The 15,989-nt window shown below is 72.1% G+C and carries 6 protein-coding genes and 1 pseudogene; 6 read left to right on the forward strand and 1 reads right to left on the reverse strand.

Annotation, left to right across the window (positions count from 1 at the left end):
- The first annotated feature begins 163 nt into the window (after positions 1–163).
- Positions 164–1,555, forward strand: a complete 1,392-nt coding sequence (locus WAB15_RS00745) for a glutamate decarboxylase (protein WP_407284872.1) — start codon at positions 164–166, stop codon at positions 1,553–1,555.
- A 327-nt stretch (positions 1,556–1,882) separates the two neighbouring features.
- Here WAB15_RS00745 and WAB15_RS00750 read toward each other — a convergent pair.
- Positions 1,883–2,023, reverse strand: a pseudogene (locus tag WAB15_RS00750) (flavin reductase family protein); the annotation flags it as partial.
- Between the two features lie 288 nt (positions 2,024–2,311).
- Between WAB15_RS00750 and WAB15_RS00755 the strand changes: the two are divergent.
- The 5 genes from WAB15_RS00755 to WAB15_RS00775 all read left to right on the forward strand — a co-directional run bounded on the left by WAB15_RS00755 (position 2,312) and on the right by WAB15_RS00775 (position 15,983).
- Complete coding sequence (locus WAB15_RS00755) at positions 2,312–2,494, forward strand: hypothetical protein (RefSeq protein ID WP_407284873.1); 183 nt, start codon at positions 2,312–2,314, stop codon at positions 2,492–2,494.
- Between the two features lie 554 nt (positions 2,495–3,048).
- Positions 3,049–4,269: a hypothetical protein gene (locus tag WAB15_RS00760; RefSeq protein WP_407284874.1), complete on the forward strand. Its 1,221-nt coding sequence runs from the start codon at positions 3,049–3,051 to the stop codon at positions 4,267–4,269.
- Between the two features lie 20 nt (positions 4,270–4,289).
- On the forward strand, positions 4,290–9,752 hold the full coding sequence (locus WAB15_RS00765; RefSeq protein WP_407284875.1) for a DUF6603 domain-containing protein: 5,463 nt from the start codon (positions 4,290–4,292) through the stop codon (positions 9,750–9,752).
- Positions 9,749–12,292: a hypothetical protein gene (locus tag WAB15_RS00770; RefSeq protein WP_407284876.1), complete on the forward strand. Its 2,544-nt coding sequence runs from the start codon at positions 9,749–9,751 to the stop codon at positions 12,290–12,292. The genes WAB15_RS00765 and WAB15_RS00770 overlap by 4 nt, the downstream gene beginning before the upstream one ends.
- A complete protein-coding gene (locus WAB15_RS00775) occupies positions 12,285–15,983 on the forward strand; it encodes a hypothetical protein (RefSeq protein ID WP_407284877.1) in 3,699 nt (1,232 codons plus the stop codon). The genes WAB15_RS00770 and WAB15_RS00775 overlap by 8 nt, the downstream gene beginning before the upstream one ends.
- Positions 15,984–15,989: the final 6 nt, after the last annotated feature.

Raw genomic sequence — 15,989 nt, forward strand, 5'->3', positions numbered from 1 at the left:
TCCTGCCGAGCCGTCGCTGCAGCCCGCGGGGGGCGGCACGGTGCCCGGAGGCAAACCTCGCTGCCTGCCCCGGTGCCCTGGGTGGAGTACGCCCGCTGTCGCGCGCCGGTGCCCACCCATAGCCTCCAGGAGACACGGTAGGACGAGGCGAAAGGTGCCACCGGTGGCTCTGCACAACGCCAAGGGAGCGGCCGCCGACCCGGCCGCCGACATCTTCACGTCACCGCTGAGCGAGCAGCCCCTGTCCAAGCGGACCATGCCGGAGTTGTCGGCACCCCCGGACGTCGTCTACCAGCTGCTGCGCAGCGAACTCCTTCTCGACGGCAACGCGGCTCAGAACCTGGCCACGTTCTGCACCACCTGGACCGACGACGAGGTCCGCGGCCTGATGGACCTGTGCCTCGACAAGAACATTGTCGACAAGGACGAGTACCCGCAGACCGCGGAGATCGAGTCCCGGTGCGTCAACATCCTCGCCGGCCTGTGGCACGCGCCCGCCGGCACCGGCGGAGCCGAGAACGCCGTGGGCTGCTCCACCACCGGCTCCAGCGAGGCCGCCATGCTCTGCGGCCTCGCACTGAAGTGGAGGTGGCGCGACCGCCGACGCGCCGCCGGACTGCCTACCGACCGGCCGAACCTGGTGTGCGGGCCGGTGCAGGTGTGCTGGGAGAAGTTCGCCCGCTACTTCGACGTCGAGCTGCGCCAGGTCCCGGTGGAGCCAGGGGCGACCGGCCTGCAGGCGCACCAGCTGCGCGAGTACGTGGACGAGAACACCATCGGCGTCGTGGCGATCCTCGGGGTGACCTACACCTGCACGTACGAGCCGGTGGCGGAAATCGCGGCCGAGCTCGACCGCATGCACAAGGAGACCGGTGTCGATGTCCCCCTCCACGTCGACGCGGCCTCGGGCGGGTTCATCGCCCCGTTCCTGCACCCCGACCTGCAGTGGGATTTCCGCCTGCCCCGGGTCGCCTCGATCAACGCCTCGGGCCACAAGTACGGCATGGCCCCGCTCGGCGTGGGGTGGGCCCTGTGGCGCGACAGAGCGGCCCTGCCGGATGACCTGGTCTTCCATGTCGACTATCTCGGCGGCGACATGCCGACCCTCGCCCTGAACTTCTCCCGCCCCGGCGGGCAGGTCATCGCCCAGTACTTCATGTTCCTGCGCCTGGGCCGCGAGGGGTACCGGCGCGTCTACCAGGCATGCGCCGACACGGCGCAGCACCTCGCCCGTCAGGTCGCCGACATGGGCCCCTTCACCCTGTTGTACGACGGCACCGGGGCACTGCCGGCAGTCTCCTACACGCTGACCGATCCCGGCTCGGTCAGCTGGAGCCTGTACGACCTGTCCGACCTGCTGCGCATGCGCGGCTGGCAGGTCCCCTCCTACCCACTGCCGCCCAACCGTCAGGAGACCGTGATCCAGCGCGTGCTCGTACGGCACGGCGTCGACCGGGACGAGATCGAGCTCCTCGCCGACGACATGCGAAGGGCCATCAAGCGCCTCGACGAGGGACACCCGCACGACTCGACCCGCGTCGGCTTCCACCACTGATCAGCGCCCGACAACGCCGCCCTCACCGGTGCCCGGCATCTGAGCCATCCGTCGAACGGGGCAGTTGGTCGAGGGTGAGATCGTCGCGCAGGCGCAGGATGCGGACCGGGTGACTGGCTCTCCCGGCGCGGACGACAGCTGTCGCACTCCGTCGGAATGACCATGCAGCCTGAAGTCGTCCCGCTCGATCACCTCAGCACGTGCGGTCAGACAGCTCACCGATCCCACTCCAACTGGCTGCTGCCCCGTGCCCACGCGTTGGGTGTACTCATTGCCGCGATGCGCTGACCTGGGCTAACGTCGCGCCTCCCGGTACCACTTTCCTCAGAACTTCGCAGGGGCGAGGTTATGAACCCCGTCCGCCGAGACCGTGGACACCCAGGCGATCGGCCGCGGCACCACCGTCGAGGTCAGCAGCCTGTAGAAGTCGTCGCGGGACATGACAGCAGGATCAAAGTCAGTACGCATGGTGATCAGTATCCACACAGGCGGCCGCGGATCGTACAGCGGATCCACGGCACCACCAAACCCCTGAGTTCGGCAGAAAGCACCAGGGTCCATGTCGGTCCACGGTCATCGACGCTCTTGCCGGGATCGGCAGCACGGTGGTGCCGCCGGCCGTTCGGACCGGCTCATGGCCGGCGGGGTCGCCCCTTCAAGAAGCGCAAGATCACCGAACCCGACGGGACCCGAGCCCCCTTGCGCTATCGGCCCGATCCCGCCGACGTACGCGTCCGGGTCGCAAAGGCTGGCGCGGTGAGCTTCGATCTCACCTACGAGATCCGTGACACCAATCGTCTGCACGTCGAGGCGACAACCACGATCGTCGCTTACAACCTCGACACCAGTCGGACCCGCCGCCTCTCTGACCTCGAACGCGACTTCCTCGCCCGCTACACCGTGCCATGGCCGCAGGGCCCGCTCCGTCGCCGACAATGAGCACCCCGCCAGCGACTCTCGCAGCTCCGCGTGGCGTTGGCCGCTGGTGCGCGTATGAGCGCGCGGCCTCGCTGCTCCTGCTGGCTGATGCGATCGACGCTGTGACCGGCATCGCTTCGACGAACTCGTGGGCCGGTTACGCGGCGTCGCCCTCCGTGGACAACCCTGTGCAGTTGAGCGCCTGTCGTCCCACGGGCCCCGACCGGATGCACCTCCCAGCGGTAGGCGAGGAGAAGGCATCCTCACAGTCCGGGCTGACTGAAGAGCATCATTCCGTGTCCGTTTCTGTACTTTCCGTGACATGGAACAGGACGACTTTCGGTGCCCCCTGGGCTCGTGTGCGCGCCCCAGACCACCTTGCCCGCAGGACGCTGTTCGGCTCCGGGTCGCAGTGGAGAGTGTCGCAAGGGCGTGGCCGGAATGAATCCGCCAAGGTCGAGGGCTGCTTGGCGCGGCCGGGCCACTGCTGATGACATATGCGCCGCGGCGTCGTCGCCGGGCCCGAACCACACCAGCGGAGCGGTCTTGTTCATCTCGGAACGGAAGGCGGCGGGATGCCGGTCGAGGTCATCTTCTTCAACGTCGGCCAGGGGGACTGCACGTTCCTGTGGTTCTACGAAGTGCCGGGCGGCGGCTCCGGGTTGTCCAACCCCGCGAGCCGGGTGGGAGTGGCGGCCGCGCTGATCGACTGCGGGACCCTGCTCGCCACGCCCCACCGCAGCACGGCCACGCGGCCGGGGACGGACGACGACCGGATGGTGGCCCACATCCGCGAGGTCATCGCCGACCGGCTCGGGCGGAACACCGGGGCGAGCAAGGACCGGCTGGACTACCTGTTCATCAGCCACGCGGACGCCGACCATCACAACAGGCTCGGGTCCCTGCTGTGCAACGCCGCCGGGACGCTCGACTTCGGGATCCAGGACGTGTGGTACAGCGGCGACCCGCGGGACTACCACAGGAATGGGCGCGGGACCTTCATCTACAAGTTGCTGGAGCCCGGCCAGAAGAGTCAGCTGACCAATGGCTCCCATGCGGTGGTGAACGATCCGGAGTGCGTCGGCCTTTACTCGGCGAACAAGCGTATCGACATCGCGCCGACGGTGGCCGGTCTCCCGGAGCTCTACCTCGTGAGTTCCTCGCTGTACGCGGAGGTCGGTACGTCGAAGGCGGTGTCGGAGGCGTCCAAAATCCGGGGGAAGCGGAAGAAGTCCACCTGGAAGAACGCGTCCAGCCTGGTGTTCATGCTGCGCGGCCAGCCCGCCGCGGGCGACGGGAAATGTCAGAAGGTACTGCTGATGGCCGACGCCGAGCGGAGCGTCGAGGAGTTCCTGGCGGAATCCGACGTCGTGGACAGCAGGTACGTGCGGGAGAAGAACCTGTGGCTGAAGGCCGGCCACCACGGCAGCGCCGAGGCGACCGGCAAGAACTGGCTTGAGCACACCACCCCCGACGCGCTGTTCTTCAGCTCCGGGCGCACGAAATTCAGCGGCACCGGCATGCCGGCTGAGCCCCACCTCGACACCATCCGCAACACTCTCGCCCCGTACGGCCTTCCCCACCCCGCCGTCGCACCCCCTGGGCCACACCCGTACACGTCCTTCCGGCGGGCAGCGAACCCGCAGTTCGTCGTGCAGAACACCACGGAGGGCATCTGCACGGCCCTGGCCGTGGCTCCACCTCCGCCTCCGGGCACGGGGGAATGGCTCGGGGTGGACTGGCATCTGATCCTGGATGACCCCCGGCCCGGCGACTACCACCTCGAATACGTCTAGGGAGCAGGGAGCAGCCTGTCATGGCACTCACGGTCGCCGCGCTGGAAGCGCTGCTGGACGAGACGCGGGATACGTTCCGACTCGACACCGGGGAGTTAGGGCTCGCGGACTTCACCGATCAGTGCGCCGCCTACTTGGCCGACGGGGACCTCAAGGTCACCGGCGTCTCCCGCGTCGACAAGCTCGGCCTGCGGGTCGAGGGCTCGGTGACCCTGCGGGACGGGACGGCGACGCGCGGCAGCGTCACCTTCGCCCCGGACGCCGACGGCACCACCGTGGCCGGGGTCCGGGTCGATGCCGAAGTCGCGCCGGACAGCGAGCTGCTGTCGCCGGCGGCCCGCACAGCCGTCGCGAGCCTCGCGGCGCTGAAGCCGAGCGGTCCGCGCCTGGTGTTCGGCGAGGAGCCCGGCCGCGACGCGCGGGTGGCGGCCCGTACCGGCGTCGGCGTGGCGCTGGACTTCCCCGCTGCCGACGCCGCCGCCAAGCCGTACCTCTGGGGGTACGAGCCCGCGGACAGCGCCGCGGCGTGGCAGCTGGGCGGGAGCTTCCCGGCGGTCACACTCGCGGACTTCTCCAGCCTCGGCGACCTGGCCGGCACCCCGGGCGGGGACGGCTTCGCGCTGCCGGAGGACGTGCCGCAGGCGCAGGGCCTCTCCCTCACTGCTCTCTCCGTGTCCTTCGCCCCGGGCGAGAGCGGGGGTGCAGCGCGGCTGCTGTCGATGTGGCTGCGCGTGGAGATGGACACCCAGTGGGCGCTCGCCGGCGGGCAGTTGGTGGTCAAGGGCCTGAACGCCCAGTTCGGGGTTGTCCTTCCACAGTCGAAGCCGCGTGTGCAGACCGTGCTGGGCGGCGAGGTCGCCCTTGCCCGGGACATCGCCGTCGACGTGGAGATCGTCCTCCCTGACCGGGAGGTGTCCGCCTCGCTCGGGCGGCCCGTACCGCTCAAGCCCCTGATGGAACGGCACTTCCCCGGCCTGCCCGTTCCGGCACTCACCGTCGAGGACCTGACCCTGTGGGGCTCGGCCGCGCCCGGGGCATCCGGCTACAGCGTCGACGTGGAGCTGAGCGACGTCTGGCAGCTCGCCGACGGCGTCAAGCTGTCCCGGGTCGTCCTCTCCGCCGCCAAGCAGGGCACGGACACCACGGCGTCCCTCGACGCGCTGTGGAACCTCGACGAGACGGTCCTGGACGTCCACGGCGAGTGGGCGACCGGCGCCGGCTGGAAGCTTTCCGCCTCCGCCTCGAACGTCTCGCCCGCCGACATCTTCGGCCGGTTCGGCATCGCGCCGCCGCCGGTCCTCAAGGACGTCACCATCGACCACATCGGGGTGTCGTACGACGAGAAGGACCGGAAGTTCCACCTCGATGTGACCGGGACCTTCCCGCTGGGCGAGCTGAAGGCCGTGCTGAGCCTGACCGTCGACCTCGCCAAACGGTCCGGGGGCCAGCCGGGCTACGACCAGCAATACACCGGCTCCCTTTCGCTGGAGATCCCCCAGCACGGCGGCGGGTCGCGCACGATGACCTTCACGCTGGCCGACGCCCAGCACGCCGAGTTCACCGCCTCCTGGGCGGACGCGCAGGGCGTCTCGCCCGCCGACCTCGCGACACTGCTGGGCGTGGATGCGCCCGCCGAGATCCTGGCGAAGCTGGGGTCGGTCACCTCGGTGCGGCTGCGGTACGCGTCCACGGACAAGTCCGTCGTCTTCGCCGCCGGCACCGTCGACGGCGGCTCCCTGGTCCTCGTGTCCCAGCGGGACAAGAGCGGCGCCCACGCCTGGGTGGCGCGCGTGAGCGTCGCGCTGAACGCGGCCCTGTCCCAAGTCCCGCTGCTGGAGGGGCAGATCCCCGCCGACCAGGACGTGGCCGTCCGCGCACTCGGCGTGCTCCTCGCCTCCGATGCCCTCACGGCCGCCCGGATGGCCGAGCTGAACCGCGCGCTGGCCGCATGCGACGCCAAGCAGCCCGCGCTGCCCGCCGACGGGCTGGGCAAGGGCGCCGCGTTCTCGATCAGCCTCCAGCTGCCGGGGAGCAGCGAGCTGACGTCGCTGGTCGTACGGGGCGACCGCCCGGGTGGCGCGTCCACTGGGCGGCGGCAGCTGACCGCGAAGGGCACCGACGCCGCGGGTGTGGCGGATGCCGCCGGTGGCGTCAGTGGTGTCAACAGCGCCTTTGGAGCGGCGGGTTCGGGGGCCTCCATGCCCCTTGTGGCCTGGGTGGACGTGCAGCGCGCGGTCGGGCCGCTGCGGCTGCGCCGCGTCGGCGTGGGCTACGCCGACGGCACCGTGTGGGTGCTGTTCGACGCGTCGCTGGGCATGGCCGGGCTCGTCCTCGGCGTCGAGGGCCTCGGCCTCGGCATCCCGCTGGCCCGCCCCGACCGGCCCGAGATCCGCCTCGACGGGCTGAGCGTCGCGTACTCCAAGCCCCCGCTCGCGGTCAAGGGCGCGCTGGTCAACCGGCCCTCGGACGACCAGTACGCGTTGCTGGTCCAGGGCGTCCTCGTCCTCTCGGCCGCCAAGTTCGGCCTGACGGCGCTCGGCGCGTACGCACGGCCGAAGGACCACCCCGACGCGACGTCGATGTTCCTGTACGGCAGGGCGTCCGGGAAGTTCGGCGGGCCGCCGCCCGTGCAGATCACCGGCATCATGGCCGGCTTCGGCTTCAACACCTCGGTCACCCTCCCCGACGGCGACCGCGTCCTGGACTTCCCCTTCCTCAAGGACCTGACGTCGCCCGACGACGACGCCGACCCGATGAAGGTCCTGGAGAAGCTGATGACCGGCGGCCGGGACGCGTGGGTGCGCCCGGCTGTGGGGCAGATGTGGTTCGCGGCGGGCCTGGCGTTCAGCGTCGCGGAGTTCCTCCAGGGCCAGGGGTTGCTGGTACTGGAGGTCGGCGACGACTTCGCGGTCGCGCTGCTGGGCACGGCCGATGCGCGCTTCCCCCGGGGCACGGGCAAGGCGTACGCGCGGGCGCAGCTCGGTCTCTCCGCCAAGTACCGGGCCAGTGAGGGCGTGTTGAAGCTGACCGCGCAGCTCGCCCCCGGCTCGTTCGTCATCGACGAGGCGTGCGTGCTGACCGGCGGGTTCGCGCTGTATGTGTGGATGGACGACGCACACGCGGGGGACTTCGTGCTCACGCTCGGCGGCTACCACCCCAAGTACCCGGTGCCCAAGCACTATCCGACCGTGCCGCGGCTCGGCTTCAACTGGCCGGTGACGCAAGCGCTGACCATCAGCGGCGGCTCGTACTTCGCGCTCACGCCGGGCGCGCTCATGGCCGGCGGCGCGCTGGAGGTGAACTACCGGTCGGGCAAGCTGCATGCCTGGCTGACCGCGTACGCCAACATGCTGATCGAGTGGGCGCCCTTCCGTTTCGACGTGGGGATCGGGATCAGCATCGGGGTCAGCTTTGTGCTGGACCTGTGGCTGGTGCGCACGACGATCCGGGTCGAGGTGGGCGCGTCGCTGCGGCTGTGGGGTCCGCCGACGGCCGGTGAGGTCACCGTCCACCTGTGGTTCATCTCGTTCACGATCGGCTTCGGCGATGGCTCGGCGCAGGACGACCGGCCCGCCCCCTGGCCGGAGGTGGTCAAGCAGCTCCCGGCGCGGGAGGACGCCGTCCGGTTGACCCCCATGGACGGGCTGTCGGCGGCGCGGGCCCAGGACGAGCGGGGCCGCGAGCTGTGGATCGCCACGCCCGGGGCGTTCTCGTTCGCCGTCCGCGCGGCCGTGCCCGTGACGACGCTGCGTCTGGGCGAGGGAGATGCGGCCACCGAGATCGCGGGCCGGGCGGTCAACCTCCGCCCCCGGCGTGCCGAGGGCAAGGACCTGGATTCCGTGCTCACCGTCGCCCTGTCCAGGGGCTCGGCCCCGCAGCCGCTGGGCGACTGGTACGCGGACACGGGCGCGGAGGCCAGGAACAGTCTGCCGGCCGCGCTGTGGGGCCCGTACAACGGCAAGCTGACCATCCACAGCGCGCAGTGGGTGGACGACCAGCTCATCGGCGTCGACCTGCGGCTGCCGCTGCCCCACCAGGGCGACTCGCCCGGCGAGATCACGGCCGGGACGCTCGCGCACGACGACCGCTTCCCGGACGGGGCGCTGCCGCTGCGGCCCGCCGCCGCGCCCGTTCCCGTCTCCGCCCTGGCCGTCGCGAAGGCCGCCCCGGCTCCGGAAGCCGCGCCGCTGACGGTCGCCGAGGCCGTACGAGCCGCCCATCCCGTACGGGCCGAAGTGGCCGACGGCGACGGGTCCGACGGGTCCGTGAGCGAGGCGACGGGCGGTCAGGCCGGGGCACCGGTCGACTGGGCCCGGGACCGGCTGTTCGCGGCGATGGAGTACCTGGGCGTGAGCCCCGGCACCAACGACCGCCTCGCGGTGGACGACGGGCTGGTGGCCGGGGACATCAGCGCGCCGATCGACCAGACGGTGCCCGGCAAGCCCACCGCGACCGGCCCGCGCCTGTACACGGCGGGCGCGGGGCGGACGGCGACCCCGGCCGACGCGCACAGCCTGACCCCGTACGAGCCCTCGCGCCTGGCCTCGGCGAGCCCGACCCACCTCGCGGTCAGCCCCGACGGCCGCCGTCTGGTCGTCATCGACGCCCAGCAGGGCGCCGACATCCTGGACATCTCGGCCAACCCGCCGGAGGTGGCGCCCTCTCTGCTCCCCAACCGGCTGTGGGTGCCGCAGAGGCCGCAGGGTCTGTCGGCCTCGCCGGACGGCGCGTACGCATACGCCACCTTCGCGCAGCCGAACCAGGTGCTGGTGTTTGACCTGACCAAGACGCCCCCGACGATCCACCAGCAGTACGGCACGCAGACGACGCCCGGCGACGCCGTCGCCTCGGCCCAGTGGGACGAGCAGCGCCAGGTCGTCTACCTCGCCCAGCCGGATCAGGGGACCGTCGCCCTGCTGGACGTCACGCGCGGCAGGTGGCCCTCTCCGATGGGCGAGTTGTCCGCCGGGCCGAGCCCCACGCGGCTGGCCGTGGACCCGCGCGGTCGGTGGCTGTACGCGATCAACGCCGGGCATTCCACGGTGTCGGTCGTCGACGTCAGGACCGGCGGCCAGGGCGTGGTGGCGACCCTGCGGACGGGCACCGACCCCAATGCCCTGGCAGTCTCCCCCGGCGGGTCGCGGCTGTACGTGGCGAACGCGACCAGCGGCACGGTGTCGGTATTCGACGTCTCCGGCGCGTCGCCGCAGGAGGCGGCCGACCCGGTGTGGGTCGGCACGGAACCGATCGCGCTCGCCGTATCGCCTGCCGGGGACCGTCTGTTCGTCGCCCGGTCCGGCGAGAAGGTGGTCCAGGTGGTGGACCTCTCCGCCGACGTGCCGGCCCTGCTGGACGTCACCATCCCGCTGACCGATACCCCGGTGTCGCTCGCCGTCACCGCACCGCCGGACGCACCGCCCAGCGGCGCCTCGCGGACCGGCGGCACACGGACCCAGGAAGCCCAGGAAGGCGGTGCGGCGTGATCCGTCCCGAGTACGCCCCCGAGCCCGACCCGCAGTTGAACGTGGAGTTCCTCGACTCGCTCGTGCCGAGGCTCAGCGCCGGGCGCTACACCCTCACCGCTCACCAGACCCTCACCCGGGGCGGACAGCCGGTGGACGAGGGCTACCTGCCGACCGCCGCGGCGCCCGTCGTGCAGCCGCTGGAGGTGCGCGCGCCACGCTTCGGCGTGGAGCCGGAGTGGGTCCACGGCGCGTACCCGCCCGCGGGTGCCACCGGCCTCTACAGCGACGTCCTGCCGCACGTGACGCTGACCCGGCCGACCCTGCCGTGGGAGCGGGACGGGGAAGCCGCCAGGAACGGCACCCGTCTCCCCTGGCTGGCCCTGCTCGTCTTCGGCGAGGGCGAGGTGGCCGGTGATCCGCACTGCCTCGGCCGGACGGACGGGCGCACCGTGGCCCAGCTGTCCGACCCGGCGCACCGCAGCCCCGACGACGGTCCCGACGTCGTCCTCCCGTCCTTCGACGCCGGGGACCCCATCCCGGCGGAGGACCTGGAGCGCGTGTGCCGCACGGTCCTGGTGGACCGTGCCGCCTTCCACGCCGCCGCCCCCACCAAGGACGAGCTGCCCTACCTGACGCACGTACGACGGGTCAACGAACGGCACCAGGGCGTCACCTACAGCCTCGACCTGATCCAGATCGGCGACTACGCGGTCGTCGTCGGCAACCGGCTGCCGCGCGCGGCCGGCGGCCGCTACGTCGCGCATCTGGTGTCTCTGGAGGGCTGGCTGCCCTACCTCCCGGCGGAGGGCAAGGAGGCATACGACGGTCCGGCGCAGAAGCTGCGGCTGCTGTCGCTGTGGTCGTGGTCGTTCGAGACGCTCGCCGACCACTCGCCCGGCTTCGCCGCCCTCACCGAGCACTTCGTCGAGACCCAGGGCGACCACGGCAAGGGGCTGCTGCTGCAGGTGCCGGTGGACGGGCGGCACCTGTCCGGCCCCGAACAGCAGGAGGTCGCCGACCGCCTGCGCACGGGCTATCTGCCGCTGTCGTGCCGCACCGAGTCGGGGCGGGCCACCTTCGGCTGGTACCGGGGGCCGTTCGCGCCCGTGCCCGTCGAACCGCGGCCGGCGCGCGAGCGCCGCCGCTGTGCGGCCGAGGCCATGATCTACCTGGAGCAGTACGGGGTCTTCGACGTGAGCCTCGCGGTCGCGTTCACCGCGGGCCGCGGCGTCGCCCTGGCCGACCACCAGTTCAGCGCGGCGCTGCTGCGGCTGCGCGGCAAGGTCCGCAAGGCCGTGGAGAGCGCCACAAACGCCGGCGGCGGGCCGGTGCCGGTCGCGTACGCGCTGCCGGGTGGCGTGCCGGCGGATGCGGCACCGGCCCCGCTACCGAACGTGCTGCCGAGTGCCCGCGACCGGCTTGAACACCTGGTGGCGAACGGTCTCGCCGACCAACTCGGCGCGCTGCTCGCCGCTCCCTCGCCCGTCGCGGCGGCACCGGCCGAGCCCTCGGCCGACGGGCCGCGCACCATCAGCGCCGCCGCTTCCGCACCGCGCGTGGTCATCACCCCGCTCCCGGCCGCGACCGAGCTGCCCGCGACCGCGGACCTGACGGTACGCCGGCTGCGTACGGACGCCGGGCTCCGCGCCCGGCTCGGCTCGGCCCTCACGCCCCTCACCGGCACGATCGCCTCCGCACACCGCACCGTCGCGGCGTTCGCGCCCGCCGACGGGAGCACCGAGCCGACCGAACCCGCCACCCCCGACGAGGACCTCACCGCCGTCCGCGACTGGCTGGTCAAGCTGCGGGACCTGGCGGGCGTGCCGTTCGCCCACCTGGTTCCCGACGCCCGCATGCTGCCGCCGGAGAGCCTGCGCTTCTTCCACGTCGACCCCAACTGGACCAGCACCCTGGTCGAGGGCGCGCTCAGCGTCGGGCTCGCCCACTCCTTCGACCTCACCGCCGACGACCTGCTCTTCGGCCCCGACGGCGAAGCCCCGCTGCCCGCGCCCGCCGCCCCGCTCACCGGCGTGCTGATCCGCTCCCAGCTGGTCTCCGGATGGCCCGCGTTGGAGATCCGGCCCTTTCCGGCCGCCCGCGCGTCCGACGGCGAGACGGCGCTGCCCGTCCTGCGCCGTGAGCGGCTCTCCGACGACGTACTGCTCGTCCTGATCGAGGGCGCACCCGGCCGGGTCGAGATCGCCGAGCCGCAGCAGGGTGTGCACTTCGGCATCGACGAGCCGGACGACGGCCACACGGACGACCCCGTGCAGGACGGCATCATCCGCCTGCGCTCCCTCACGCCCCCCGACATCGGGCAGGAACTCGGCCGGCACTTCCCGTCGCAACCGGGCCTCACCCCCTACCTGCGCGACGGCGGCACGTCCCGCGTCGACAACGTGCTGCGCGTGGCACGGCTGGCGGCCGGGCTCCAGGACGCGCTCGGCCTGCAACACCCCATCACCTCCAGCGAGTTCGCCATCCAGATGATCAACGCGGCGCAGCGCCGCACCTTCAGCACCGACCCCAGGACGACAGGAGACCACCCCAATGGCTGACGGCGACGACACGCTCATCGTCCCCGTGAACGTGGACGCCCTGGTGGTCAACCAGAGCGTGCGCCAGCGGGACGGCCAGGGCTTCCGGCGCTGGCGGCCCAACTACAACCTGTTGCGCCACAACAAGACCCCCGAGCCCAGCCCGTTCACCAACGAGCAGCAGTGGAACAGCACGGGCACCGACGACACGCCGTACAAGAAGTACGACGGCGTGTACGTGCGCTGGGAATTGCCCGAGGCGCTGCGCCACGGCGAGTCCCGTTCCGAGGGCGGGCCCACCGAGTTCCCGCTGGTGCCCAACCGCTGGCTGGTCGTCCGGCAGGTGCGCGGCCACTCCGGCCTGACGACGGCCTGGGTGGTGGAGAGCGACTTCCTGGACGACCGCGCGGGCACCTCGGCGTTCGTGCACCCGTTCCGGCCCGGCGTCCAGGACCCGAAGGCCACCCCGTACCGCTCGACCGTCATCACCACGAAGATCGGCCGGGCCCAGGGCATCGGCCCCGACGGCGGCGTGGCGTGGAGCGAGCCCGCGGCCGGCGACCCCGCGCGCCGGGAGCTGTTCCTCACCGCGGTCGGCCCCGGGCTGATGACCTTCCACATCTACCAGCCGTACCACCAGAACGTCTTCTCCCTGCACGACCCGATGACCGGCGTCCCGGACCGGGCGACCGTGGACTACCAGGTCGTGGGCTGGCACTCCGACCCCGCCCAGGAGGAGCTGCGCCGCCGCCTGGGGCAGCCGGGCACGACCGTGGCCGGCGTCCTCGCCGAGCTGGGCTGGAAGGTCGCCGACCTCCCCCAGGGGTGGACGCCTGCCTCAACGTCCTGCTGCGGACGCGCTGTTGGCGTCGGATGGGACCGGACGGGCAAGGCCCCGGACTCGGCCCGCCCGGCCGACAAGAACACGATCAAGGTCGGGGTGGGCAGCAGCGTGGACGAGGCGACGGCCGCGCTCCTCGCCGCCGCCCGCAACGCCCTCGGCCACGCGGACCCGGGCCTGCTGCACGCCCTCGGGCAGGGTCTGGTGGACACCCTGGACGGCCCGGACGGGACCGTGCGCACCGCGCAGGCAATGCACAAGGGCTGGTTCGAGCAGCTCCCCGGCGGCTACGTGTGGCGGCTCGCCGACACCTCAGGACAGGGCAACGTCTCCGGCGACCCGTCCTCGGTCACCTGGTCCGGCGTCTCCGCCGAGCACGAGGAGTGGCTGGCACGGCTCAACCGCGACCAGGCCGCGTACGACACGAAGGCGCGCGAACTGGCCGCACTCCAGTGGCGGTTGTACGCGCTGTGGTGGATGCACGGCCTGCCGCTGCTGCCGCCCCAGTACACGCGCGAGCAGTTCCGCGCCGAGATCGACCCCACCAACCCGGACGGGCTGGCCGCCGAAGTCGCGCGCCGCATCGAGGAGCTGAAGGAGCTGCAGGACCGCGTTCCACACGGCGCGGGCGCGGTCGATCTCGCCCGCTCCATCGCCGCCTACCTCGACTCCCACCCACCCAGGCTCCCCGACGGCTACGAGCTGCGCCAGGAGGCCCTGCCGCCGTTCTGGCAGGCGAGCGATCCGACGGTCGTGCTGTCCGGCGCCAAGTCACAGGAAGCCCACGACCCGCTGACGGGCGGCGGGCCGCTGAACTGCCGCACGCCCGCGCAGATCCTCGGCGGCGTCGCACCAGGGGGCCCGATCCCGGACGCCTTCGCCGCCCTGAAGACCGGCGGGCTGCCCCCGATCGTGGCCGCCCTGCTCGGCGAGTTCGTCCACGTCCTCGACCCGGACCACACGGGCACCCTCCCGCCGGACATCGCGCCCGAGCCCTGGCGGCAGCCGTGGAAGCCGCTGCTGTACCAGTGGCGGGTGCGGCACTGGCCGGTCCCGTACGGCGATCCGGACCGGCCCAACTGGCGCTTCGACGGCAGCCGTTACGCATGGGAGCGCGGCGACGCGACGAAACCGCCCCTTGAGATCACCGGCCGGCGCTTCCTGGTGCCGCTGCCGCAGTACACGCTGAGCAGCGGCCTCGACCAGTACGCGGCCGACCACCCGGCGGCGGCCGCGGCCGCGTTCGCCTCCGCGGCCGAGCAGGCCAAGGACCTCGATCTGCTGTCGCAGCGCCTGGACGGCCTCACCGACGCCCTGGCCTGCGTCGACGCCGCGCCCAACCTCAGCCCGCCCGGCGCGGTCGGCCGCCTCGTCGGCGACGTCTTCGGCCGACTGCCCGACCCGGGCCCGCTGCCCGTGCCGTTCGACGGCTGGCAGAAGTCCGGGTTCACCCAGATCCGCGCCGGGCAGTTCGCGATGAGCACGCTCAGCATCGTGGACGAGTTCGGACAGACCCTCGACGTGCTGCTCCCCGGCGACGCGTCCTATCTGGAGCCCCACATCGGCGACAGCCTCCGACCCGGCGACCGCTACGCCGAGGACACGCTGAAGCGCCGCTTCGTCCAGCTCCCGCCGCGCCTGCTCCAACCCGCACGGCTGCGCTTCGACTTCCTCGCCGAGCACGACGACGACCAACTCGTCGACCTGACCGCGAACACCACCCCGGTATGCGCATGGATCATCCCCAGCTACGTCGACCGCTCACTGCTCTGCTACGCCCCGACCGGCGCGCCGCTGGGCGAGCTGCGCCTGAAGCTCCAGGCCGACGCGGGAGGGGAGGGCGGCGTCAGCACGGCCGTGGGCTGGGGCCCGCTGCCCGACTCGCAGGTCCACACGATCGACGGCCTGCTGCCCGACCGGCCGCAGCTCCACGCGTTCGTGTCACACCTGGCCGCTGCGGGTCCTGCCGTCTTCCTGGACCTGCTGTCCACCGTCGACCGGGCGCTCTCCGGCATCGATCCGGGCAACCCGTACGGCGACGAGGTGCTCGGCGCGCTGCTCGGCCGGCCCCTGGCCCTGGTCCGCACCGGACTCGGCTTCGAGCTGGACGGGCCGCCGGTCACCGACCCGGGCTGGCAGCATGCGCTGGACTGGCGGGCCCTCACCGACTGGCGCGAGCGCAAGGCCGGCGGCGGTGGCCGGGCACCGGCGGAGATGGACCACCTCAACTACCGTTGGCCCATCCGGCTCGGCAACGCCGGACAGAGCGGCGACGGACTGATCGGCTACTTCCCGGAGTCGGACTACACCACGTTCTACGCGGTGACCGGCCCCGGCACGGAACACCCCACCAGCTACGTCCGGGAGATCTCCAGCGGCAACTGGCCGACCCTGGCGGCGGATTCCATGGACCGCACGCACCTGACAGTGCTTCTGGATCCGCTGGCGGCGGTCCACGCCACCACGGACCTGCTTCCCGTCACCGACCTTCGGCTGCCGAACCGCTTCACGCGGACCGCGATGGCCGCGATGAAGGTGGCGCTGCGGCTCAGCCCCGTGCTGACCACCACGCGCCGGGTCCCGGCCAAGCAGACGGAGACCGACGGCAAGAACGCCACGAAGGGCGAGAGCGACCAGCCGAGCGGCTTCGTCAACGCCCTCGCCCTGCCGCACCCGACCAGCCCGCAGGGCGTTTGGGACTGGTCCGAGCTGGTGGTCCCCGACACCGTCGCCGGCAGCGGCGCGACGGCCGCCCCTCAGTGGGCCCACCACGCGGTCGTACAGATCGACCAGAACGCCCGCCTGGACGAGGACGGACCCGTCGTCCGCACCGGGTTCCTGCGCCTGACCAACGGCTTCGACCACGCCTGACCCCCG

The sequence above is a fragment of the Streptomyces sirii genome, assembly GCF_045690365.1.
Lineage (GTDB): Bacteria > Actinomycetota > Actinomycetes > Streptomycetales > Streptomycetaceae > Streptomyces > Streptomyces sirii.

What these genes read in the sequence shown, in the direction of transcription:
- WAB15_RS00760 (WP_407284874.1), top strand. Translation starts at nt 3,049, where the DNA reads ATGCCGGTCGAGGTCATCTTCTTCAACGTCGGCCAGGGGGACTGCACG.
- WAB15_RS00765 (WP_407284875.1), top strand. Translation starts at nt 4,290, where the DNA reads ATGGCACTCACGGTCGCCGCGCTGGAAGCGCTGCTGGACGAGACGCGG.
- WAB15_RS00775 (WP_407284877.1), top strand. Translation starts at nt 12,285, where the DNA reads ATGGCTGACGGCGACGACACGCTCATCGTCCCCGTGAACGTGGACGCC.